This window comes from Mesorhizobium koreense (genome assembly GCF_031656215.1).
Lineage (GTDB): Bacteria > Pseudomonadota > Alphaproteobacteria > Rhizobiales > Rhizobiaceae > Mesorhizobium_L > Mesorhizobium_L koreense.
Genome location: NZ_CP134228.1, coordinates 2,311,200 through 2,333,129, shown reverse-complemented (window position 1 = coordinate 2,333,129; position 21,930 = coordinate 2,311,200). Strand labels below are relative to the sequence as shown.

Here is a 21,930-nt window from a genome sequence, read left to right as displayed (position 1 = left end):
TCAGCCGGCGCGAACGCGGTTTTTTACCCTGCGCCAGCCCTGTGTCGAATTTGCACCATTCGAAATAATTGTGGCGATCGCGTGCTCAAAAAGTAATTTTCTTCTATCTTTCGCGGGGTTAGTAAAGTCACAAATGGCAAAAATGTGCGACAATCGGTTGCAATAGGCACTTTTTTATCCCGAAATCGCCGATCCGAGCTTCGGAAATCCATCTCATGCCATGCGTCGGTGCAACGAAAGGGTCGCCGCCGACGGCCGATGGTTCAGGCGCGGTAGCCCGAGCAGCTTCAGCCAAAGCGCACTAAAGCGCATCGCGATCTTTCAGATTCGCCCCGTGCGCTTTAGCCCTTTGATTTTGCCCATGTCTTCATCCCGAAACCGGTGACCGCTTTCGGCAGACATGCTGCAGTCAGCTCAGCCCTTCGATCAGGCCGTCCTTGTTGAGGAATATCTTCTCCGAGGAGGGACGGCTCGGCAGGCCCGGCATGGTCATGATCTCGCCGCAGATCGCCACGACGAAACCGGCTCCTGCCGAAAGCCTGACCTCTCTCACCGGCACCACATGACCGGTGGGCGCGCCGCGCAGATTGGGATCGGTCGAGAAGGAATATTGCGTCTTGGCCATGCATACAGGCAGATTGCCGTAGCCCGCCTGCTCCCACTGGTGGAGCTGGTCGCGCACGCTCTTGTCGGCGATCGCCTCGGAGCCGCGGTAGACCCGCTTCACGATGGTGTTGATCTTCTCGAAAAGCGGCATCTCGTCCGGATAGAGCGGTGCAAACTGAGAAGCGCCCGACTCGGCGAGTTCCGCGACCTTCTTCGCAAGCTCCTCCGTGCCTTTGGAGCCCTCCGCCCAGTGGCGGCAGATGATCGCCTCCTCGCCCATCGAGGCGACATAGTCCTTGAGCGCCTGGATCTCGGCTTCGGTGTCTGAGTGGAAGTGGTTGATCGCGACCACCGCCGGCACGCCGAACTGACGGACATTCTCGATGTGCCGGCCGAGATTGGGAGCACCCTTCTTCACGGCCTCGACATTCTCCGCGCCGAGATCCTCCTTCTTGACGCCGCCATTCATCTTCATGGCGCGAATGGTCGCGACGATCACGGCCGCGGCCGGTTTCAGCCCGGCTTTCCGGCATTTGATGTCGAAAAACTTCTCCGCACCGAGATCGGCGCCGAAGCCGGCTTCCGTCACCACATAGTCGGCAAGCTTCAGCGCCGTGGTGGTAGCCATCACCGAATTGCAGCCATGGGCGATGTTTGCGAACGGGCCGCCATGGACGAAGGCCGGATTGTTCTCCAGCGTCTGCACCAGGTTCGGCTGCATCGCATCCTTCAAGAGCACCGCCATCGCCCCGTCGGCCTTCAGGTCACGGGCATAAACCGGGCTCTTGTCGCGGCGGTAGGCGACGATGATGTCACCGAGCCGCTTCTGCAGGTCCTTGAGGTCGCGCGCAAGGCACAGGATCGCCATCACTTCCGAGGCGACCGTGATGTCGAAGCCAGACTCGCGCGCGAAGCCGTTGGCAACGCCGCCAAGCGAGCAGACGATCTGCCGCAGCGCCCGGTCGTTCATGTCCATCACCCGCCGCCACGTAACCCGGCGCGTATCGATGCCGAGGTCGTTGCCCCAGTAGATGTGGTTGTCGACCATCGCCGACAGGAGATTGTGCGCCGTGGTGATGGCGTGGAAATCCCCGGTGAAGTGGAGGTTCATGTCTTCCATCGGCACGATCTGCGCGTAGCCGCCGCCCGCCGCCCCGCCCTTCATGCCGAAATTCGGGCCGAGCGAGGCTTCGCGGATACAGATGATGGCCTTCTTGCCGATGCGGTTCAGCCCGTCGCCGAGGCCGACCGTGGTCGTCGTCTTGCCCTCGCCGGCCGGCGTCGGATTGATCGCCGTGACCAGGACCAGCTTGCCGTCCTTCTTCCCGGAGAGCGATCTGATGAAGTCCGCCGTAACCTTCGCCTTGTCATGGCCGTAGGGCAGGAGATGCTCGGCGGGGATGCCGAGTTTCTCACCGATTTCCATGATCGGCTTCTTTTTCGCGGCGCGGGCGATTTCGATGTCGGACTTGAACTCGGCCATGCGGCTTTCCTTCAAACTTGCATTGGAAAATGGAACCGATCGCGAAGGACCGGAGACGGATTGTCGATCAATTGGAGGGGATAAAGGAGCCGATGTCCTCCCCATCGGTTACGGGGGGGCATAAAAGCGCGAGCGCGAAAAATTCCGCCGTCTCAAAACAGCCGCCGAATGCACCGATTGCGACAGGCAACATGCTATCCCGCCCGCTTCTGCCATAAATGGTGGAGCGCAACCGCCGAGGCGGCCGCGACGTTCAGACTGTCGAAGCCGGGCGCCATGCCGATCCGCACGGTCCGGAGCGCCGAAAGCAGCCCGGCCGGGAGCCCCTCTCCTTCGCTGCCGAGAACAAGCGCCGTACGCGCCGCCGGCGCCATATCCGTGATCTCCACTCCTCCGGCAGGCGAAAGCGCGAGTATCGAGAAGCCGCCTTCATCCAGCGCGGCCATCATCGCGTCCGCATCGCCGCCCTGCACGAACGGCACCTTCAGCGCCGCCCCGACCGAGACCCGGATCGCCTTGCGGTAGAGCGGATCGCACGAGGTCTCGTCGAGAATGACCGCAACGGCGCCGAAGGCGGCCGCGTTGCGGAAGATTGCGCCGACATTGTCATGGTTCGAGATTCCGACCAGCACAACGACGAGGGCCTTTTCCGGCAGGCTCGCGATGAGCCCCGAAAGGCTCTCGCCGGTACGTCGGCGGCCGAGCGCAAGGATGCCGCGATGCAGGTGGAAACCGGCGATCCGGTCGATGACATCCTGGCATGCGACATAAACGGGTGTGTCCTCCGGTGTCGCGGCCAGCACCTCCTGCATTCCCGCGACACGGTTTTCCAGGAGGAGCACCGATGCAAGCGCGAACCTCCGCGCCGCCAACAAGACGTTGAGCACCACCTTGCCCTCGGCGACGAAAAGCCCTTCTCGGCCGGAAAGGTCCTTCTCGCGGATGTCCCGATAGCAAGCGATCCGTGGATCGCCTGGATCGTCTATACGGATGAGGTCGGGGCGGCTCATGGCCGGCGAAACTAGCTGAGCGATGTCGGATTGTCGCCCTTCGAGTGCGCCCGCCCAGGCTTGTCGGGATCGGCCTCGCCGAAAAGCCCGTCAAGCGTATTGAGCACTTCCTTCACCTGTTCGGAGCGGCAGGAATAGTAGATCGTCTGCCTGACCCGCCGTGTCGATACCAGTTCCTCGCCACGCAGTTTCGCCAGATGCTGTGAAAGCGCCGACTGGCTCAGCTGCACCTTTTCGGCAATGGCCCCGACGGACATCTCGCCGTTGACCAGAAGACACAGGATCGCCAGGCGCTTTCCATTACCGAGTATCGCCAGAAACCTTGCGGTTTCTCCAGCTTTTTCAAAGAGCGCCCCCGAAATCATTAGTAATTCCTAATATGATGTACTCTCTGGATCGGTCAAACGCCCAAATTGAATAGACTTGGATTGCGACCCTCTTCCGTTCCTCAGAATCATTTCAGGATGATATTGAACCGCGCTTGATCATTTCAAGTTAAAACTAACGGTGGCACGATACGACACCCTTCACCCAGCGTTGCGATTGCCGGCCGCCTCATCGGCCGCGGCCATATCCACCAGCGTCCGGCGCAATTCGGAAAGGTCGCCCACCGGCGCCGGAAAAAAGACGCGGCGGGTCATATCGGAGCGCTGAAGGTCCATGCCTTCCGGATCGGCGGCTACCGCGCGCCAGCCCGTGTCGCGGGCGCCTGCGAAATGCCGGGCGTAGAAATCGAGCGCGGCGGCATGATCCGCATTCATATGGTCGATCGCCGACTGTTCGCCGACCGCGATCGACGCCACCGCCGGTCCCGTCAGCACGATGTCGCCGCGGGTCAACCTGTACGCCTTCGCAAAACCGCCATTGAGGCTCGATCGCTCGATCTTCAGCCTGAAGAAGGAAAAATCCTTGAAGCCTGCATAAAGCTTCGCCTTGGGGTGACGGTTGAGATAACGCCGCCCGGCTTCGTCGCACTCCGGCGTGCCGCGTTCCAGCCTCTCGGCGCGGCACATCAGCGTGACGCGCGCATAGGCGAGCGGATCGCCGCTGCCCGGCTCGCCGAGAAGCAGCGAGCAGCGCGGATCGGCGAGGATGAACCCGGTATGCTCGGAGAGTTGCGACACGAGGATGATCGGATCGCCGGCCACCTCCGTCGCCACCGCGACGCGGCTGGCGAATGGAGCGCCGGTTCCAGGCTCCAGCGAAGCGAGTGCCCCGTAGCGGGCGGTCCTGAGCAGTTTCCTGGCAAGCCGGACACCTTCGTCGTCGGTTTTCTGGATGACGTTCTTTTCTTCGGCCATTCAATCCTCGGTAGACCTATTCGGTAGCGCTGTCATGGATGGCACCGCCATCGTCGACCAGCGGCCCCGCACTCCATCGGCGGTCAGCGCGGCGCCATGCGGATTGCCCCGTCGAGCCGAATCGTCTCGCCGTTCAGCATCTGGTTTTCGACGATATGGCAGGCAAGCGCGGCATATTCGCCCGGCTCGCCGAGACGCGGCGGGAACGGCACCTGCTGGCCGAGCGATTGCTGCGCCTCTTCGGGAAGGCCGGCCATCATCGGCGTGCGGAAGATACCGGGCGCAATGGTGCAGACCCGGATGCCGGAACGGGCGAGATCACGCGCCACCGGCAGCGTCAGCCCGACGATGCCGCCCTTCGAGGAGGAATAGGCGACCTGCCCGACCTGGCCGTCGAATGCGGCGACCGATGCGGTGTTGATGATAACGCCGCGTTCGCCACCCTGAAGCGGTTCGATATCCTGCGTGCGCGCCGCGAACAGGCGGATCATGTTGAAGGTGCCGACAAGATTCACCTCCAGTACCTTCCGGTAGAGGTCGAGCGGGTGCGGCCCGTCCTTGCCGACCGTCTTCATGGCGATGGCGATGCCTGCGCAGTTGATCAGGATGCGCGCCGGGCCGAGCTTTGCGGCGGCATCGGCAAAGGCCTTTTCGCCGCCCTCGGCGCTCGACACGTTGCATTCGAAGGCCGCTCCGCCGATCTCGGCGGCGACTTTCTCGGCCTTATCCGTCTGAAGGTCGAAGATCGCGACCTTCGCGCCCTTCGCGGCAAGCGCCCGCGCGGTCGCTTCGCCAAGCCCCGAGCCGCCGCCGGTTACGATCGCGACCTGGCTTGATGGATTCATGTTCTTCTCCGACTTCTAAACGGTTAAATGCCAGCCGACAGTAGCGGGCACCGCACCCGAGGCGCAAGCCACGCGCCGTGCGCCTTTTTGGCAATGCGATGCTCGCTGCCGCCTCACCCTCTTCTCTCAGGCACGCATCGACGGTCGCGCGGGAGAATTCCGCGGCGGCGTGCCGTCGGGCGGGACACCCGGTCGGACCTTTGGGGGTGCGTGATTGCTTGAAACTCGTCCCCCCTGTGAAACATCCTTCTTCGTTCTCCGCCCCTTCGCACCCCCCTCTGTCCTGCCGGACATCTCCCCCTCAAAGGGGGGAGATCAGCCGGCCGCGCCGCTTCTGCCAGTTTCCAAGGTCTCAGAAAGGCCGCGAACAGAGCGGCCAGCGTAATCTCCTCCCTTTGAGGGGGAGATGTCCGGCAGGACAGAGGGGGGTGCGCAGGGGCACAGGGCTATCCGCATCTATCATTGCACATGCCTCATCTTCGCCACGCCCGGTTTCTCCACCGTCTGGCCATTGAAAGTCGGGAAAGACGGGCGGCCGCAGGCTCGCTCATCTAAGCAATTTACGTGCGACCTTGCGGCCGCCCGTCCGGCGATTTCTGTTCCCGCCTGTTCCGCTGCTCCCGAAGCGCTCTTCTGCCTCGGGTCTGTGTACCTTCTACCGGCACGCAGGGGTCATAGTGCCCCCAGGGGAACCTCCAGACGGGACCTCCCCGGCCGTAATGCCACGTCAGCATCAAGGCGGAGGCGCCGATCCCTCTCCACGCAATCACCGTCATGATCGGTATCCCCGATGGGAGGAACTGACGGGGATTATGGACGAAGGGAAAAGGGCGTGGAGAAAACGAGAGAAGAAAAATGCGGAAAGCGCTGAAATCAGCGGTCTCGCGAGGCAGGCAGGGGTAAATCTGTCCACGTTTTCGCCGGCCTCCCCGCCTTCGTCATCCACGGCAAGCGACGCCCCAGAATGACGACGCACGAAGGGCAACATGCCTCCCGGCCACCACCTCGCGTCCTCGGAAAGCGGAATGGTAAATGTCAGCGTCGAATAATTGCGCTCAGCACGTCGCGCACGCCGATGGACCCGACGAAGCGGGACTGCTCGTCGAAGAGCGCGACGGGCGCGGTCTGGCTTTCGTGCATGGCGTGCATGACCGTCTTGAGCGACGTCCCTGCCTTGGCCCAGAACACCTGCGGCGCGTCGGGCGGCAATTTCTCGATGTCGTCGCAGGACACCCACTCCGCCGGCCGCCCGTTGCGCTCGGCGCCGATGACGAGCCCGTCGGCGTCTATCCTGAAGCGCGTCGTGTTGCGCCGGTCGAGCCACACCCAGCCGCCGCCTGCATCGTCGAGGTCGCGGCGGTCGCGCATGACGTTCCACGCCGTCAGCACCGAGAGCGGGTTCACATTGGCGATGAACTCGCGCACGTAGTCGTTGGCGGGCCTCAGGACGATGTCCTCCGGCGCGCCCGTCTGCACGATGCGTCCGCCCTCCATGATGGAGATGTGGGTGCCGATCTTGAGCGCCTCTTCCAGATCGTGGCTGACGAAGATGATCGTCTTGTGTAGCCGCTCCTGAAGCTGCAGCAACTCGTCCTGCAGCTTGGTGCGGATCAGCGGATCGAGTGCCGAGAACGGCTCGTCCATCAGGAGGATCGGCGCCTCGGTGGCGAAGGCGCGGGCCAACCCGACCCGCTGCTGCATCCCGCCGGAAAGCTCGTGCCCGTATTTCTTCGCCCACTGGTCGAGCCCGACCAGCTTCAACTGGGCCGCGACACGCTCGCGGCGCTCGGCGTCGGGCACGCCGGCGAGTTCGAGGCCGAGGCCGACATTCTGTTCCACCGTACGCCACGGCAGGAGCGCGAATTGCTGGAAGACCATGGCCACCTGCGTCTGGCGGATATGACGAAGCGTCTTCTCGTCAGCGCTCACCACGTCCACCATGCGCTCGCCGTCGCGGACCAGCACCTTGCCACGTGCCGGCACATTGAGCCGGTTGACGGCGCGCAGAAGCGTGGACTTGCCGGAGCCGGAAAGCCCCATCAGCACGCAGATTTCGCCGGTCTCGACGGTGAGGTTGGCGCCGGCGCAGCCGAGCACGCTGCCGGTCTCGGCCAGGATCTCCTCGCGGCTCGCGCCCCGATCGATCATCTCGAGCGAACGGCGCTGTTCCTCGCCGAAGACGATATCGACGTTCTGGAAATCGACCGCCGCGCTCATTTCGCCTCTCCGATGCGGCAGATGCGGTCAAGGATGATGGCGACGATGACGATGGCCAGCCCCGCCTCGACGCCGAGCGGGATGTTGACGGAGTTGAGCGCCCTGACGACCGGCTTGCCGAGACCGTTAGCGCCGATCAGCGCCGCGATGACCACCATGGAAAGCGACAGCATGATGCATTGTGTCAGGCCGGCCATGATCGTCGGCAGCGCCGAAGGGAACTCCACCTTCCACAACAATTGCCGCTTGGTGGCGCCGAAAGCCTGGCCCGCCTCGATCATCGGCTTCGGCACGGAGGTGATGCCGAGATAGGTGAGGCGGATCGGCGAGGGCATCGCGAAGATCACGGTGACGATGAGGCCGGGCGCGATGCCGAGGCCGAAGAGGATCAGCACCGGGATGAGGTAGACGAAGGTCGGCATGGTCTGCATCAGATCGAGCAGCGGATGGAGGACCCGGTAGACGCGCGGATTGTGCGCCGCCCAGATGCCGATCGGCACGCCGATCGCCATCGAGACCGCCGTCGCCGCCACGACGAGCACCAGCGTCTCCACCGTCTCACGCCACAGGCCCTGGTTGATGATGAAGAGCAACCCGACAGCGACCGCGACCGCCAGCCGCCACGATTTTTGCAGCCACCACGCCAGCGCCATGATCAGGATCACCAGCACGACGGGCGGTATCCAGAGCATCAGGTCGATGAGGGATTCGAGAAGTGACTTCAGCCCGTCCGACAAACGGTCAAAAAACCACGAGAAATTGGTGGTCAGGAAGTCGAAGAATTCCTTGCCCCACGCCCCGATCGGGATTTTCCAGTCCGCGATGAATTGCGAGATCGGGTCCATGCCTTCCCCTCATTTCCCGTCCTTTTTGAACGGACAGGATATTCACATGGCAAAATATCCCCACTCCGTCCGCTTCGCGGCCACCTCTCCCCCGCTTTCATGGGGTAGAGGAAAGATGCCAAGCCTTGCGGCCGGCGTTTCCTCTCCCCCGTCGATCGGGGAGAGGTGGTCAGCGAAGCTGATCGGAGTGGAGGTCGAACTTCATAGGCTATCGCGCCGCCGCGGGAGAAGGAGCGTTCTCCTCACGACCCGAGCTTCTCCTTCAGCGCCGCCTTGGCGTCCTTGCCGTCGAAGGTGGTCACGCCGTCGAGCCAGGCGTCGGCGGCATTCGGGTTGGCCTTCAGCCAGTCGGTCGCGACCTTCTCCGCGTCGCCGCCCTTCAGGATCCCGTCCATCATCTTGTTCTCCATGGAGAGATCGAATTTGAGCTGCTTGATGAACTTGCCGACGTTCGGGCATTCGTCGAGGTAGCCCGTCCGGACGTTGGTGTGCACGGTTGCCGCGCCGAAGCCGGAATCGCCCATGCCCTCCAGATAGGTGATCTTCATCTCGCCCATGACCGGGTGCGGTGTCCAGCCGAGGAAGACGATCCAGTCCTTGTTGCGTATGGCCTTTTCGGCCTGGGAGAGCATGCCGGCCTCCGAAGATTCGACCAGTTCGAAGCCCTTGAGGTTGCTCTTCGGGTCCTTGATCATGCCGAGCACGATGCGATTGCCGTCATTGCCGGGCTCGATGCCGTAGATCTTGCCGTCGAACTTGTCCTTGAACTTGCCGATGTCGGTCAGCGTCTTGACGCCGGCCTCGGCCACATAGTCCGGCACGACGAGGCCGTAGCCGGCGCCCGTGAGATTGGTCGAGATGGATTCGACGGACTTGTCCTTGAGGAAGGGCGCGATGTTCTCGTTCATGGACGGCATCCAGTTGCCGAGGAAGACATCGATGTCCTTGTTCTTGAGCGACTGGTAGGTGACGGGAACCGAGAGCACCTGCGTATCCGGCTTGTAGCCGATTGCGTCGAGCACGACGGAAGCCGTCGCGGTGGTCGCCTGGATGTCCGTCCAGCCGACATCGGCGAAGCGGACCGCCTGGCAGGAGGCGGAATCGCCGGCATAGGCCGCGCTAACGGACATGCCGGCGGCCAGCATCAGCGCCGCGGCAAGTGATTTGGAAAACGACATCGGACTCTCCCATTATGTGATCCGGCCGCCCGTTGCGACGGCCGGGAAAGTTTCCCCAAGGGGCTTCCCTTTGAAACAAACACCATTTCGCCGTGCTTTCAAGAAAATTGGCGGCGCACGGCGCGACCTCATATAGTCGTCGGGCGACACTTCGGGGATCGCCTTCCGGGCACGGTTGTCCGACTACCGGAAACCCCCTATCTGACGCGAGGTCGCCCACCGGCATGGGGGCCATGCATGAAAGGTCGAAGCGTGCTCAATCCCGTCGTCGAATTCGTGACGCGCATCTTCCAGTGGATCGGCCGCGCCATCGGCATGTTCATCGCCTGGCTGTGCTGGCCCTTCGTGCTCGCCGGCCGCTGGTACACGCGCCGCGGCTGGATCGTGCGCATCGTCATCGGCCTTTTCGTCCTTGTGCTGATCGGGCTCTACGCCAACTTCTTCTGGCAGACGCAGCGCTGGACCGATTTCAATCCGGACTACGCGCAGAAATACGACCTGAAGGACCGCCAGGCTTCCGCCGGCGAAGAGACGCCGGCGGTCCAGGCAACCGGCGCCAGCCAGAAAGTCTGCGCGCGCTCGGCCATCGTCGACGCTTCCGCCGACCTGACCGACTTCAATGTCAACAAGAACCAGTGGATCTCTTCGATGATCCTCTACAAGCTCGGCTTCTTCGGGCTCGACTGGGACAGGACGCCTTTCTTCGACAATAAGGCCTCATTCCAGCGCGGCATCAACCAGGCGGTGCGACGCACCTCCGTGGAACTGGTCGACACGCTTGGCCGCGTGCGTGGCACCTCGCAGGTGGATGCGGACCTGCAGGATGCGCGCGGTGCGCTGCAATTCGACGAATATACCTGGTATCTCGGCTGGAACCCGCCGGGGCCGAAGACGCCGACGCCGAGCTACTACCGCACCGCCATCAAGAAACTGCGCGCCTTCAACGACCACCTCGCCGCATGTCAGGCGACCTTCGACGCGCGCGCCGACAACCTCATCCAGTTCATCGACCGCATCGCCAACGATATCGGCTCGACTTCGGCGATCCTGAAGGACCGCGCGGAGAACCATAACAATGGCTGGTTCGACACCCGCGCCGACGACCGCTTCTGGTTCGCCTACGGCCAACTCTACGGCTATTACGGGATACTGACCGCGGCGGAAGCCGACTTCGATTCCGTCATCAAGGAGAAGAAGCTCACCACGCTGTGGGACGACATGGAAGGCCAGTTCCGCTCCGCGCTCAGGATTCAGCCCTTCATCATCGCCAACGGCCGCGAGGACGGCTGGATCGTACCGAGCCACCTGACCACGATGGGCTTCTACATATTGCGCGTCCGCTCGAACCTGGTCGACATCAAGGCCGTGTTGCAGCAGTAGCGCTAGCGTCAGATTTGCGCGGCTTTAGTTCCGCCGCGCCGCCGCTTCCCTTAAAGCGCGTACGCGCTCGGCAATGCTCGGCGTGTCTCTGCCAGCCGCTTCCCCGGCGCCTTCCGCCTCCGGCATGGCGAGCGCCTTGTCGATGGGCGAACCCGGCCCCTCGATCAGGGCGGTCAGCGCCACCATCTCGGCGGCGAGGTTGCTGATCTGCTCGCGCAGCGCCGTTTCCCCGGGCATAACCTCGCGCGTGGGCACCGACGCTTGCGGCGATAGCGAAGCCGTGCGCAGCCTCTTGTTCTCTCGGGTTAGCGTGGTGAGCCGCTCTTCCAGGCGCTTGCGCTCGCTCTTCAGCCGCGCGAGCGCAGCATCCGGCGCGTCGGGATCGACCGGGGGCGTCTCCCCATTCGCTTGCGGGACTGCCGCGACCGTTGCCGCCGCTTCGTCCGGCGCCGTTCTCTCGCTCCCTCCTTCGCCGCGACGGACGCGTTCACGTTCGCCCCGTTCGAGCGCCTCCTCCCGATCGGCAAGCGTGGTGAGCGCCTTTTCCAGACGGCGTTCGAGATCGGCGGACCGTGCGCGCTCCGTCTTCAGCGCCTCGCGCCCGGACCTGTTGTCGAGGGTCATGTCGCGCAGCTTCTGCTCGCCTATCCGGCGCTGTTCCCTGAGCCGTGCGACATCGTCCTTCAGCTTGGCGACTTCCGCCTCCCGCGCCGCAAGCTCGATCTGCCGGTTCGAGACTTCGAGGCTGGCGTCGGTAGCCGCCAGGTCCAGCCGGGAAATCTCCGTATCCTTGTCTGCAAGCTGCACGCTGATCGCGGCGAATTTCGCGGAAAGGGCTTCGCCCTCCTCACCGGCTGCCTTGAGCGCCGCATCAAGCTCGTCGTTCTTCTTGCCAAGCGCTGCGCCGTCCGCCTTCAGGCTCTCGCGCTCCTCGCCCGCCTGCCTGAGGTCCTCCCGGCTGCGTTCGATCTCGACCATCTGCGTCGCGACGCGGTCCTGAAGGCTCTTCACCTTCATTTCGAGACGCCGCGCGGACATGGCGAACTCGGCCCGCAATCCGTCCTTCTCGGCCTGGATCTCGTTCATCGTCAGCGGCACGGTCGCCCGGATACGCCGCTCCGTCAGCCTCACAGCGCGACGCCAGAACGCCGGCGCGACGAGCAGGGCGATCAGCACCGCGCACAGGAAACCAAAGCCGAAAAAGAGAAGGGACTGGATCACCTGAATACGCCCGCAAGACGCGCCGGATCATACCGGCACGCCGCCTTTTGCCACGAGGATGGGCTTCTACGCCAGCGGCGATCCAAACCGGTCGAAGCTTGTCCGTCCAGGATCAGAACGGATTCCAGGTCGGCTGCTCGGTCAGCTTCAGATAGCCCAGATTGACGCCGAGCCTGGCGCCGACGCCGGTGCGCACGGGCACCAGAAGCACGTTCCCATGCTTGAGCACGTTGAAGCCGAGGCCGGCGACCACATAGGCGGATCCCGCAACGCCGGCATAGCGTTCGTAGAGGCTGTCGACGCTGTCGAGATTATAGACCAGCACCATCAGCCGCGAACCTTCGGCGCCGAAATCCCAGCCGATCGACGGTCCCTGCCAGAAGACCTTATGGTCGCCGGCATTCTTGGTGTAGAGCGTCCCTTCACCGTAGGTCAGACCGCCGATGATGGCGCCCGACCCCTGCTCTCCCAGCACGTAGCCGTTCGGGAGGCCGTAGGTGGCGAATACCTTCTCCACGACACTGGCGAGCCCGCCCGATGTCGATCCGAAGAACCGGTTGCCCGAATCGATGATTTCCTGCGCCGTGTAACCCGTATCGGCGCGTGCGCCGGGAGCGGCCACCGCAAGGACGGCGAGACACACGGCGAAAATGGCGACGAAACGGATGCCTATCCGCTTCAGTGGATTAAAGTTCATTGGTCTCGGTCTCCCTATGGGAGCCCATTCGCCGACGCCTTGTTCCCGGGCTGCCTTGGATGGCCGCTTCTCGGAGTGAGACAAACTAACCCGTAATTCTTTTTCAACTATTAAGTTCGCACATGGAGATGGCCGAGAAGTGGCCCAAAAGGTGGGATTGCGGGGGCGATTGCCGAAAAATTTCTACGTTTTTAACGGGGAATGTGATTTCCCCCGTCGGAGGCGATAATCGGCGCGGACGGGTGATTCGCCGCGCGTGCGGCATCGCGCGATGTTCATTGACGAAGAAGCAGGAACGGATGGAAATGGCTGACATATTCACGCTGACGGCACCGGAACTGGCGGCGCTGCTCTGCAGCCGGGTCTGCCACGACATCATCTCGCCGGTTGGCGCCATCAATAACGGCCTCGAATTGCTCGACGAGGGCGGCGCCGACGAGGATGCAATGAACTTGATCCGCGTCTCCGCCAGGAACGCCTCGGCCAAGCTGCAATTCGCCCGCATCGCCTTCGGCGCGGCCGGCTCTGCCGGCATGCAGATCGACACCGGCGATGCCGAGGCCGTCGCCACCGCCTTCATGAAGAACGAGAAGCCGGAATTCTCCTGGTCGGGGCCCCGCGCCTACCTGCCGAAAAACAAGGTCAAGCTCCTGCTCAACCTCATCATGATCGCCAATGCCGCCATCCCGCGCGGCGGCAAGCTCGCGGTTACGCTCGAAGATTTGGAAACGGAACCGAAATTTACGCTGGTGGCGGGCGGTCCGATGGTGCGCGTTCCGCCGAAATTCCTGGAGATGCATTCCGGCCAGAAGCCCGAAGAGGCGATCGACGCGCATGCGGTGCAGCCTTATTACACGCTGCTTCTCGCCCGCGAGACCGACATGGCGGTCGAAATCCGTGCCTCGGCGGAGGAAATACGCTTGACGGCGAGCCGGCAGTAGAGCCTGTCGCTTGCTTCCACGGACGAAGCCGGGGTTTGCGCGGAGCGCGGAAGCTCGGCGAAAATCGGTCGGCGGCGGGATTGCGGAAGAAATGCGCTTTCGCGCCATTTATCGCTCGCCGGATTTGCCTTCACATCGCTGACAATAGGAGATGCAGGTGACGATCTACGCCGTGGCCGCATTGGCTTATCTCGTCCAGTTGGCGCTGTTCTTCGCGCTGAATATCCGTGGCACCTACAGCTTGGTCGGTCATGCCGTCAGCGACTACGGCGTCGGCCCCTCACGGCGGCTGTTCATGATATACGGCTTGACGGGTATCATCGCGGCGATCGTTCTGGGCGTGGCCGTGCTTGTGGATGGGCGGTTTCCGACCCGCGGCGGTGTGTATCTTCTGATCATGGCTGCGCTGAGGCTCGGCGTCCTCGCCTTCCCGACCGATCTGGAGGGCCAGCGCCTGACGGGGACAGGAAGGCTGCACTATGTCTTCGCGATCGCCAGTTTCGCGCTTGCCTATATGGCGATCGACGTTCTGAATCCGGTCGTGCTTCCGATTGTGGCGGACTGGGCCACACCTGTGTTGGCCGGACTGTATTGGGTGGTCACGGCATCGCTCGCCGGCGTCGTGATCTGCCTTATCCCGGCCCTCCGCCGTATTTTCGGGCTGGTAGAGCGGGTGTTCCTGGTATCAGTGATGCTGTGGTCGGCTGTGTTCGCATTGGCTGCAACCTGAAGCCACACCGGGGCGCAGCTTCCGGCATTGCAGCCTTCCTGCCGGTCAAAACTCTCCGGCACACCGGCTATGCGACCGCCTTTGCCACCATATCGGGATGCTGGCCGATCACCCGCACATAGGCGACAGCGAAATCAGGCGCGGTCACCCGCGCCTGTTCCCAGTCGCGCAGCGTGCCGACCGGAACCCGGAAGCGCCGGGCGAATTCGGACTGTGACAGGCCAAGCCCGGTCCTCGTCTTGCGGATCAGGCGGGCACGCTGGGCTCGGTCTAGTGCTTTGGCCGTCACGTCGAAATCTTCGGCGTCAGACGGGTCAGCAGGCAGCGCGATATGCTCGTTCTTCACCTATGTTGCTCCTTCTTACCGAAATGAAACGAGGCAATTCGCCCCGCCAGACAAAAACACCGGTGAACAGCTTCTCCTCGACGACCCCGACCACCTTGAACCGCTCCTCGCCATCGATCTCGCGGATAGAGGGGATTATCAGGTGGTTGTCGTCCTCAAAAATCCGATCGCCAAAGACCAATGGCAATCTGTGCTTCTCGCGATTGGCCGCGTCTTTGACGGGGTCGAACCTGTCTTGAGTCATTGGTGCAATCATACGGGATTTCCGTACAGTATGCAAATCCTCGATCGGCGGGATGCAAACCTCCCACCTTGGCTAAAATTTAACCAAATCCGTCCCCCCGTTTCTTAACCGTTTCCGTTTAGCTTACGCATCGTCGGCTCGCCGGTCTCGATCCGCGAGACGCGCCATTCAGGGGTGGAAGATGAAACGGTGCATGATCGTCGACGATTCGAGCGTCGTCAGGAAAGTCGCGAAACGGATCCTCACGAGCGAGGACTTGCTGGTCGTCGAGGCTGGCAGCGCAACGGAGGCGCTCGGCCTCTGCTCGGCGGAGATGCCGGAACTGATCGTCGTGGATACCACTCTTCCCGACATGGCCGCTGCCGATTTCATCCGCGAGGTGCTTTCCTACGAGGCCGAAACGAAGCCGCGCGTGGTCATCTGCATCGCGGAGATCGATGTCGGCGCCATCATGCGCGCCAAGCGTGCCGGCGCCTCAGGTTATCTGCTGAAGCCATTCAACCGGCCGCAATTGCTGGAGCGTTTCCGCGAATTCGAGATGGCCGCGTAGGTCCGGCGATCAATAGCAGTTGGTAAGGGAAAGCAGCGCCTTCGGGGCCGGATCCGACACGAACCCGACTGCCGATTATCAAATACCGATTGACTGAGCGTCAGGCGCTTTCGCGGATTTCCTCGGGCTCGCGCAGCACATAGCCACGGCCCCAGACCGTCTCGATGTAATTCTGGCCGCCGGATGCGGCGTCGAGCTTCTTGCGAAGCTTGCAGATGAAGACGTCGATGATCTTCAGTTCCGGCTCGTCCATGCCGCCGTAGAGATGGTTGAGGAACATCTCCTTGGTCAGCGTCGTGCCCTTGCGCAGCGAAAGCAGCTCGAGCATCTGGTATTCCTTGCCGGTCAAATGCACCCGCTGTCCGCCGACCTCGACGGTCTTGGCATCCAGGTTGACGATCAGATCGCCCGTGGTGATGACTGATTGCGCATGGCCCTTGGACCGGCGCACGATGGCGTGGATGCGCGCGACCAGTTCGTCCTTGTGGAATGGCTTGGTCATGTAGTCGTCGGCGCCGAAACCAAGGCCCCTCACCTTGTCCTCGATGCCCGCCATGCCCGACAGGATGAGGATGGGCGTCTTCACCTTCGACAGTCTGAGCGTCCTGAGCACCTCGTAGCCCGACATGTCCGGCAGGTTGAGGTCCAGAAGGATGATGTCGTAATCGTAGAGCTTGCCGAGATCGACCCCCTCTTCGCCGAGATCCGTCGTGTAGACATTGAAGCTCTCAGACTTGAGCATCAATTCGATGCTCTGTGCGGTAGCACTGTCATCTTCAATCAGCAGAACGCGCATTTAGGTCCCCTTTTCTGCCGCCAGCCGGGCTCGCCCCACCCTAAGCCTGGTTCACCCGATCCTGAACCGCAGCAATCAACACGTGAATCGCAGGCTGCCACCGAATGGTTAACAAAATATAATTCGGTTTGGCAAGCGGTAACGATCTGTCCAACATTTCTAGGCACGCAACTGAATCCTTTAAGGAATCTCAGCAGAAAACTCAGCAGACGAACTTCAATAAATCACGCTAAGTGATTCAACTGACTCGCTTTGTGGGGATTTGTCGGCTCACTGCGAATTTTTTACCGGCCCTTAAGTCCTGCCCCGTATGATTAACAATGCCCGTAAACGAATGGTTACCGTCGGCGCAAAAGCTTAGGAATTTGTTTCCGGGCGGAGAATCGCAGCTAGGCGGCTTTCGAAGAGGGGCTAGGGGTATGAGGGGCTTGACCCAGGCCGCTGGGACCAAAGGCGTTCGCGTTTCGGGAGTATGATGGCATGAAAGCACGTGAAAACCTCGTTCGGCTGAAGCAGTTTCAGGTGAACGAGAAGCGTCGGCAGCTCCTGCAGCTCGACATGATGATCGCCGAATTCGAGCGCATGGCCAACGAACTCGATGTCCAGATCGCGGCCGAGGAGAAGAAGGCAGGGATCACGGACGTGAACCATTTCGCCTATCCGACCTTCGCCAAGGCGGCCCGCCAGCGCCGCGACAACCTGTTGAACTCCCAGGCCGACCTTGCCGAGCAGCGCGCAATCGCGGAGGCCGCCCTTGCCGAGGCGGAACTGGAACTTTCCAAGGCCGAGATGCTGGAGACGCGCGACGCCAAGGCCCGCGAGGGCGACGGCAGCCGCGCGATGACCGGGTAATGCCAAACTGCATCAGGCAGCCGGCGATCGGCAGCCTCCATACGCCTTCCAGGCATCACGAACACGAACAATATTCCGCCCGCTAGCGCGCGGCGGAATTCTTCGTTCTATCGCTGATCGTCGGCCTGTCGGCTGCCTAGGCTTGGCTGCCGGCCTGCAACGTCAGTGCCGGTATTGCTGGATACGCGTGGTTCTGAGGCCGGCCAGCCCGTATTCGTCGATCGAAGCCTGCCAGGAAAGGAATTCCTCGGTGGTCAGCTTGTAGCGCTGACAGGCTTCCTCGAGGCTGAGCAGCCCTCCGCGCACGGCGGCGACCACCTCGGCCTTTCGCCGGATGACCCAGCGACGGGTGTTGGACGGCGGCAGATCCGCTATGGTAAGCGGGCTACCATCGGGCCCTATGACGTACTTGACGCGAGGCCTTACAAGATCGGTCATCCGTACTCTCTACTAAAATCAAAGAACCAATCGTCGGTCACTTTAACGCCACAGCTTTAAAAATTGCCTAAACAAAAGGTAACGCACCGGTAAGCTTGGTGAATCGCCCGTTAGTCGGATCATGCGTATTCTAACGATCCGAAATCGAGGCCTTCACGCCGCACGGGCTGCGCCGCCACGCCATATGGTGCAAGGGTTCGGCTTGACCTATATTGGCAAGGTCGGCATGAAGCCGGCCATCAACGTACCTGGAACGCACCTGAAATGAACAGCCTCGACCTGCCGGGACGCCCCGAAGACACGCGCGTTGTCGTGGCCATGTCGGGGGGTGTCGATTCCTCCGTCGTTGCCGGTCTCCTAAAGAAGGAGGGCTACGACGTCGTCGGCGTCACGCTGCAGCTTTACGACCACGGCGCGGCGACCCACCGACCCGGCTCCTGCTGCGCCGGGCAGGACATAGACGACGCACGCCGTGTGGCGGAAACCTTGGGCTTTCCGCATTACGTGCTGAACTACGAGGAGCGTTTCCGCAAGGCGGTGATCGACCCCTTCGCCGAGAGCTACGTTTCCGGCGAGACACCGATCCCCTGCGTTTCCTGCAACCAGACGGTCAAGTTCGCCGATCTTCTGGAGACGGCGCGCGAACTTGGCGCCGACGCGCTGGCGACCGGCCATTATATCCGGTCCGCGCCGCGGGGCGACGGCCACCGGGCGCTCTACCGGCCGCTCGACGCCGACCGCGACCAGAGCTATTTTCTCTTCGCCACTACGCAGGAACAGATCGACTATCTGCGCTTTCCGCTGGGCGGCCTGCCGAAGCCCGAGGTACGCCGTATCGCCGAGGAAATGGGGCTTGCGGTTGCCGCCAAGCAGGACAGCCAGGACATCTGTTTCGTGCCGCACGGCAAATATTCCGACATCATCGCGAGGTTGAGGCCGGGTGCCGCCGCGCCCGGTGACATCGTCCATATCGACGGGCGCGTGCTCGGCCGCCACGACGGCATCCTGCGCTATACGGTCGGTCAGCGTCGCGGCATCGGCGTGGCCGCCGGCGAGCCGCTTTACGTCGTCCATCTCGATGCGGGGCATTCGCGCGTCATCGTCGGGCCGCGCGAGGCGCTGGAAACCCACAGCCTCGTCCTGCGCCAGGTGAACTGGCTGGGCGATGCGCCGCTTGAGGATATCCCGGCCGAGGGTATCGAGCTTTTCGCCAAGGTGCGTTCCACGCGCCCGCCGCGGCCGGCGGTGCTGACGCGGTTCGGCGGCTCGGTCCGGGTGGAACTGGTGGACGGCGAAACCGGCGTCGCACCCGGACAGGCTTGCGCGCTCTATTCCGACGACGGCGACGAGGCGCGCGTGCTCGGCGGCGGCTTCATCGAGCGCGCCTATCGCGGCGCCGAGGCCGAAGCCATGCTTTCACGCCTTACCGCACAGCCCGCGCACGCCTGAAGCCGAGAGGCCGGACCGGCCGATCCCCAATCAGCCGATAGAAGAGATTTTCTGTTCGCCCGCGAAGCGGGTATCGTGGGTCACGCTTCCCGCGGTGAGTACCTTGAGCACCAGAATCGCCTCTTCTCCGTCGGTCCTCGGCTCCTCACGCGTTTCGATGCAGTGCATGAAATGCTCCAGTTCGCGCGTCAGCGGCATGCCCTCCTTGACCTCTATGTAGGAGGGGTCGTTGGCGGTGAAGGCCCATTGGCCGCTATCCTGCCAGACGGCGTGCCGGTAGACGGCGAGCTTGCGCTCCCACGGCTCCACGTCGTCGAACACGGCCATGGCGCGGGTGCCGACGACGGTGAGGCGGCGTTCGCGATAGGGATTGAGCCGCGACGTGAAGAGATGACTGCGCAGATTGTTGGGAAAGCGCATGTGAAGATGCGCGAAATCGCTCAAATGATCGAGAAGGGCAGCCCCCTCCCCGCGGACCTCCACCGGCCCCGCGCCCGTGATCGCCAGGATCATCGACAAATCGTGCGGTGCGAGATCCCATAGAGCGTCGTTCTCGGTATGGAACTTGCCGAGACCGAGCCGATGCGAATGGATGTACTTCACCTCGCCGAGCTCACCCTCGTCGATAAGTTCCTTCAGTTTCTCGAAGGCCGGATGGAACCGCAGCACATGCCCGACCATGAAGATGCGTCCGGCATCGTGCGCCGCCTTCACCGAGCGCTCGGCGTCGGCGACGGTGAGCGCAACCGGCTTCTCAACAAGCACGTCCTTGCCGTTCCGAACGGCACGGATCGCGCATTCGGAGTGGAATTGCGGAGGCAGCGCCATGACGATGGCGTCGATATCATCGCGGCCGTAGATTTCTTCGGGGTCGATAGCGAGGCAATCCTGCTCGCTGGCAAACCCCTCGGCGCGAGGCCGGTTGGCGTCGGAGACGGCATAGAGCGCGCCAAGCGATTTGAGCGTGCGGATATGGTTCGATCCCCAATATCCGCAACCAAGGACGGCAATGCGCGGTTTCATCAACAGGATACCTGAAAGTCTGTGCCAGACACATATCCATGCGACGGGCCGAACTCAACCCCGGCGCGGCGCTGTTGCGCACCCGAGTGGATCGCCTGAACGGCGCGAGGGCCACGGCGGGTCCTGCTCCGGCTGTCCCGGGAAGGCGCGAGGGCCGAATCCGACGGCTTTACACCCTGACCGAACTCCTGTCGGAACCCCGGGCCCGGCTTTACCCGATCGGCAGCCGACCGTCCTTGACAGGGTCGCCACACCCCCCTTATATCCGCGCGTCCTTGCCGGGGTACGCGGGTTCGTAACCTGGACCCGGCAGCGTGGCGGAGTAGCTCAGTTGGTTAGAGCAGAGGAATCATAATCCTTGTGTCGGGGGTTCGAGTCCCTCCTCCGCTACCACCGTTTAATATCAATAGCTTAGCTTATTTTCAACCCGCTACCGGCCAGCACCCCCGACAGCCCCTGATCCATTTGATCGGCGACGGCGTCTACTTGGAAAGGGTCTCAAAAAAGGCCGCCAACTGCTCTTTTCCGCCTTCTGTGGAAATCGCGGCTATTCCTAGAAACACTGGCGCCTCGCTTGATGCTCTTACTTGAACACCAAAGCTGTTTGAATATGCCAGCATGCGGGCTTCTAACTGCGATAGGCTGGACATCACATTGATGTAAATTCCGACTCGCTCCCGCAAAGCTCGCTGCGAGATGTCTATGCGAGTGTCCTCGCCATTCACAACGATCTCTACGAGGGGGAATGTCGTAAGCTCTCTTTCGCGGCCTTGAGCCTCGATAACTGCATGAAAAAGGAACCCCGAATCCTTGCGGTAGTGCAACATCACTTTGTGGTGGCCGTAGAGTGAATCCCGCTCGCCTCGAACGTACAACCCGCCGGCTCGCGCCTGCACGCTCCAAGTGACATCCGTTTCCCCACCAGTCACGACTTTCAAGCGGCGTAAACTTACCTCGTCGACAAGCTTGATCTGACTGCTTAGCACTGAAGACGACAATTCTAGAAATTCGGGCGATACCCCCATTTCAAACACATACAGAGCTATCTTGGCGGACAAGACCTGCGATCGTCCCAAGTCGTCAGGCGATGGATTTCGAAAGGAGAACTGATGTACGCCAAACTGAGCCTCAGCGTTGAAATATCGAAGCCTTCCGCCGAGGTAGATTAGAGTAGCTGCGCTCATGCACCGTCCGGGTAGATGGTCCCTCTCTGTTACGAATTCCTTCCTTCCTCGAAGAACATAATTGCCTATGGCCGTATGCATCCACGCGCCTCGGATCAATCGGCCGATGCCAATAGCCGCATCCACGTCACCGCCAAGGGAGTCGATGTAGACAGTCGTTCTCGGTGGAGGAGATGACCGCTCCAGAAAGTCACGAAACTTGATATCGTCTCCAGGTTCAATCACGCCGAAGGCGTTGATAGAGAAGTGGCCGCCGATCAGCGCCTCGAATTCGGTTTGTGGGTCTGTGTATTCGAACTGCAAATTCTGGCTCTGATCCTGCAATACGCGCACGACGATTAAGCACCCATCGAAAGCAGATGTTCAAGAGCGATATCGCCTCTCACGAAACCTACGCTGCTCGCTCACTGGATCGCCGCTTAACCGCTTCACGCCACGCGAATGCGACATGATTTTCGGTCGGGGGGTTGCGCCAAAGCAGACCTCCGCTACCAGAATTCTTTAATAATTTCAGTTATTTAGATTAACACCACCGGCTCCGTATGAGGCACGAGCGGCTATGGGTGTCATTTTGCATGGCACGGACGTGCGCTT

At 62.0% G+C, this 21,930-nt stretch carries 22 protein-coding genes and 1 tRNA gene; 7 read left to right on the top strand and 16 right to left on the bottom strand.

Annotation, left to right across the window (positions count from 1 at the left end; genetic code table 11):
- Positions 1-409 precede the first annotated feature (409 nt).
- From RBH77_RS11050 to choX, 8 genes are all read right to left on the bottom strand, one after another.
- The gene (locus RBH77_RS11050) at positions 410-2,089 is read right to left on the bottom strand and encodes a formate--tetrahydrofolate ligase (protein ID WP_311032221.1); all 1,680 of its coding nucleotides are present in this window, start codon (positions 2,087-2,089) and stop codon (positions 410-412) included.
- 194 nt (positions 2,090-2,283) lie between these two features.
- On the bottom strand, positions 2,284-3,099 hold the full coding sequence (locus tag RBH77_RS11045; protein WP_311032220.1) for a TrmH family RNA methyltransferase: 816 nt from the start codon (positions 3,097-3,099) through the stop codon (positions 2,284-2,286).
- Positions 3,100-3,110: 11 nt separating this feature from the next.
- Positions 3,111-3,464, bottom strand: coding sequence for an ArsR/SmtB family transcription factor (locus RBH77_RS11040; protein ID WP_311032219.1), 354 nt, complete (start codon positions 3,462-3,464; stop codon positions 3,111-3,113).
- 162 nt (positions 3,465-3,626) lie between these two features.
- Complete coding sequence (locus tag RBH77_RS11035) at positions 3,627-4,400, bottom strand: HugZ family pyridoxamine 5'-phosphate oxidase (protein ID WP_311032218.1); 774 nt, start codon at positions 4,398-4,400, stop codon at positions 3,627-3,629.
- An 83-nt stretch (positions 4,401-4,483) separates the two neighbouring features.
- On the bottom strand, positions 4,484-5,245 hold the full coding sequence (locus RBH77_RS11030) for a 3-hydroxyacyl-CoA dehydrogenase (RefSeq protein WP_311032217.1): 762 nt from the start codon (positions 5,243-5,245) through the stop codon (positions 4,484-4,486).
- 1,035 nt (positions 5,246-6,280) lie between these two features.
- A complete protein-coding gene (choV, locus tag RBH77_RS11025) occupies positions 6,281-7,462 on the bottom strand; it encodes a choline ABC transporter ATP-binding protein (protein ID WP_311032215.1) in 1,182 nt (393 codons plus the stop codon).
- On the bottom strand, positions 7,459-8,307 hold the full coding sequence (gene choW / locus RBH77_RS11020; protein ID WP_311032214.1) for a choline ABC transporter permease subunit: 849 nt from the start codon (positions 8,305-8,307) through the stop codon (positions 7,459-7,461). The genes choV and choW overlap by 4 nt, the downstream gene beginning before the upstream one ends.
- A 242-nt stretch (positions 8,308-8,549) precedes the next feature.
- Positions 8,550-9,485 carry a choline ABC transporter substrate-binding protein gene (gene choX, locus RBH77_RS11015; RefSeq protein WP_311032213.1) on the bottom strand — a complete coding sequence of 312 codons (936 nt, stop codon included), beginning with the start codon at positions 9,483-9,485 and terminating at the stop codon, positions 8,550-8,552.
- Positions 9,486-9,737: 252 nt separating this feature from the next.
- Here choX and RBH77_RS11010 point away from each other — a divergent pair, with 252 nt between their 5' ends.
- Positions 9,738-10,865, top strand: a complete 1,128-nt coding sequence (locus RBH77_RS11010; protein WP_371832874.1) for a DUF2333 family protein — start codon at positions 9,738-9,740, stop codon at positions 10,863-10,865.
- A gap of 24 nt (positions 10,866-10,889) precedes the next feature.
- Here the strand turns inward: RBH77_RS11010 and RBH77_RS11005 are convergent, their stop codons facing one another.
- Positions 10,890-12,086 carry a coiled-coil domain-containing protein gene (locus RBH77_RS11005; protein WP_311032211.1) on the bottom strand — a complete coding sequence of 399 codons (1,197 nt, stop codon included), beginning with the start codon at positions 12,084-12,086 and terminating at the stop codon, positions 10,890-10,892.
- 112 nt (positions 12,087-12,198) lie between these two features.
- The gene (locus RBH77_RS11000) at positions 12,199-12,783 is read right to left on the bottom strand and encodes a DUF1134 domain-containing protein (RefSeq protein ID WP_311032210.1); all 585 of its coding nucleotides are present in this window, start codon (positions 12,781-12,783) and stop codon (positions 12,199-12,201) included.
- 305 nt (positions 12,784-13,088) lie between these two features.
- On the opposite strand from RBH77_RS11000, the gene chpT reads away from it, so the two are divergent.
- Together chpT and RBH77_RS10990 are read left to right on the top strand one after the other, a co-directional pair.
- Entirely contained in the window at positions 13,089-13,724 is a 636-nt protein-coding gene (gene chpT / locus RBH77_RS10995) for a histidine phosphotransferase ChpT (protein WP_311032209.1), read from the top strand.
- 157 nt (positions 13,725-13,881) lie between these two features.
- The gene (locus RBH77_RS10990; RefSeq protein ID WP_311032208.1) at positions 13,882-14,454 is read left to right on the top strand and encodes a DUF998 domain-containing protein; all 573 of its coding nucleotides are present in this window, start codon (positions 13,882-13,884) and stop codon (positions 14,452-14,454) included.
- 67 nt (positions 14,455-14,521) lie between these two features.
- On the opposite strand, the gene RBH77_RS10985 is transcribed toward RBH77_RS10990, so the two are convergent.
- Together RBH77_RS10985 and RBH77_RS10980 are read right to left on the bottom strand one after the other, a co-directional pair.
- On the bottom strand, positions 14,522-14,800 hold the full coding sequence (locus RBH77_RS10985) for a helix-turn-helix domain-containing protein (protein ID WP_311032207.1): 279 nt from the start codon (positions 14,798-14,800) through the stop codon (positions 14,522-14,524).
- Positions 14,769-15,056 (bottom strand): BrnT family toxin, encoded by a 288-nt coding sequence (locus tag RBH77_RS10980; protein ID WP_311032206.1) that lies wholly within the window; start codon positions 15,054-15,056, stop codon positions 14,769-14,771. The genes RBH77_RS10985 and RBH77_RS10980 overlap by 32 nt, the downstream gene beginning before the upstream one ends.
- A 169-nt stretch (positions 15,057-15,225) precedes the next feature.
- Between RBH77_RS10980 and RBH77_RS10975 the strand changes: the two genes are divergently transcribed.
- Positions 15,226-15,594 (top strand): response regulator, encoded by a 369-nt coding sequence (locus RBH77_RS10975; RefSeq protein WP_311032205.1) that lies wholly within the window; start codon positions 15,226-15,228, stop codon positions 15,592-15,594.
- Positions 15,595-15,694: 100 nt separating this feature from the next.
- On the opposite strand, the gene ctrA is transcribed toward RBH77_RS10975, so the two are convergent.
- Positions 15,695-16,390 carry a response regulator transcription factor CtrA gene (gene ctrA / locus RBH77_RS10970; RefSeq protein WP_195163170.1) on the bottom strand — a complete coding sequence of 232 codons (696 nt, stop codon included), beginning with the start codon at positions 16,388-16,390 and terminating at the stop codon, positions 15,695-15,697.
- A 480-nt stretch (positions 16,391-16,870) separates the two neighbouring features.
- Between ctrA and RBH77_RS10965 the strand changes: the two genes are divergently transcribed.
- Complete coding sequence (locus tag RBH77_RS10965) at positions 16,871-17,242, top strand: flagellar export protein FliJ (protein WP_311032204.1); 372 nt, start codon at positions 16,871-16,873, stop codon at positions 17,240-17,242.
- Between the two features lie 162 nt (positions 17,243-17,404).
- On the opposite strand, the gene sciP is transcribed toward RBH77_RS10965, so the two are convergent.
- Positions 17,405-17,680 (bottom strand): CtrA inhibitor SciP, encoded by a 276-nt coding sequence (sciP, locus tag RBH77_RS10960; protein ID WP_026227425.1) that lies wholly within the window; start codon positions 17,678-17,680, stop codon positions 17,405-17,407.
- 264 nt (positions 17,681-17,944) lie between these two features.
- Between sciP and mnmA the strand changes: the two genes are divergently transcribed.
- On the top strand, positions 17,945-19,129 hold the full coding sequence (gene mnmA / locus RBH77_RS10955) for a tRNA 2-thiouridine(34) synthase MnmA (RefSeq protein ID WP_311032203.1): 1,185 nt from the start codon (positions 17,945-17,947) through the stop codon (positions 19,127-19,129).
- 30 nt (positions 19,130-19,159) lie between these two features.
- On the opposite strand, the gene RBH77_RS10950 is transcribed toward mnmA, so the two are convergent.
- Positions 19,160-20,152, bottom strand: a complete 993-nt coding sequence (locus tag RBH77_RS10950) for a Gfo/Idh/MocA family protein (protein WP_311032202.1) — start codon at positions 20,150-20,152, stop codon at positions 19,160-19,162.
- A 316-nt stretch (positions 20,153-20,468) separates the two neighbouring features.
- On the opposite strand from RBH77_RS10950, the gene RBH77_RS10945 reads away from it, so the two are divergent.
- Positions 20,469-20,545, top strand: a tRNA-Met gene (locus RBH77_RS10945).
- Positions 20,546-20,634: 89 nt separating this feature from the next.
- On the opposite strand, the gene RBH77_RS10940 is transcribed toward RBH77_RS10945, so the two are convergent.
- Positions 20,635-21,669: a hypothetical protein gene (locus RBH77_RS10940; protein ID WP_311032201.1), complete on the bottom strand. Its 1,035-nt coding sequence runs from the start codon at positions 21,667-21,669 to the stop codon at positions 20,635-20,637.
- Positions 21,670-21,930 lie beyond the last annotated feature (261 nt).

Excerpts from the sequence above, each read along its gene's own strand:
- RBH77_RS11000 (WP_311032210.1), bottom strand. The coding sequence starts at position 12,783 with ATGAACTTTAATCCACTGAAGCGGATAGGCATCCGTTTCGTCGCCATT.
- choV (WP_311032215.1), bottom strand. The coding sequence starts at position 7,462 with ATGAGCGCGGCGGTCGATTTCCAGAACGTCGATATCGTCTTCGGCGAG.
- RBH77_RS11050 (WP_311032221.1), bottom strand. The coding sequence starts at position 2,089 with ATGGCCGAGTTCAAGTCCGACATCGAAATCGCCCGCGCCGCGAAAAAG.
- RBH77_RS10975 (WP_311032205.1), top strand. The coding sequence starts at position 15,226 with ATGAAACGGTGCATGATCGTCGACGATTCGAGCGTCGTCAGGAAAGTC.
- RBH77_RS11040 (WP_311032219.1), bottom strand. The coding sequence starts at position 3,464 with ATGATTTCGGGGGCGCTCTTTGAAAAAGCTGGAGAAACCGCAAGGTTT.
- RBH77_RS11030 (WP_311032217.1), bottom strand. The coding sequence starts at position 5,245 with ATGAATCCATCAAGCCAGGTCGCGATCGTAACCGGCGGCGGCTCGGGG.
- RBH77_RS10980 (WP_311032206.1), bottom strand. The coding sequence starts at position 15,056 with ATGATTGCACCAATGACTCAAGACAGGTTCGACCCCGTCAAAGACGCG.
- ctrA (WP_195163170.1), bottom strand. The coding sequence starts at position 16,390 with ATGCGCGTTCTGCTGATTGAAGATGACAGTGCTACCGCACAGAGCATC.
- chpT (WP_311032209.1), top strand. The coding sequence starts at position 13,089 with ATGGCTGACATATTCACGCTGACGGCACCGGAACTGGCGGCGCTGCTC.
- RBH77_RS11035 (WP_311032218.1), bottom strand. The coding sequence starts at position 4,400 with ATGGCCGAAGAAAAGAACGTCATCCAGAAAACCGACGACGAAGGTGTC.
- RBH77_RS10950 (WP_311032202.1), bottom strand. The coding sequence starts at position 20,152 with ATGAAACCGCGCATTGCCGTCCTTGGTTGCGGATATTGGGGATCGAAC.
- RBH77_RS10965 (WP_311032204.1), top strand. The coding sequence starts at position 16,871 with ATGAAAGCACGTGAAAACCTCGTTCGGCTGAAGCAGTTTCAGGTGAAC.
- choW (WP_311032214.1), bottom strand. The coding sequence starts at position 8,307 with ATGGACCCGATCTCGCAATTCATCGCGGACTGGAAAATCCCGATCGGG.
- choX (WP_311032213.1), bottom strand. The coding sequence starts at position 9,485 with ATGTCGTTTTCCAAATCACTTGCCGCGGCGCTGATGCTGGCCGCCGGC.
- mnmA (WP_311032203.1), top strand. The coding sequence starts at position 17,945 with ATGAACAGCCTCGACCTGCCGGGACGCCCCGAAGACACGCGCGTTGTC.
- RBH77_RS11045 (WP_311032220.1), bottom strand. The coding sequence starts at position 3,099 with ATGAGCCGCCCCGACCTCATCCGTATAGACGATCCAGGCGATCCACGG.
- sciP (WP_026227425.1), bottom strand. The coding sequence starts at position 17,680 with ATGACCGATCTTGTAAGGCCTCGCGTCAAGTACGTCATAGGGCCCGAT.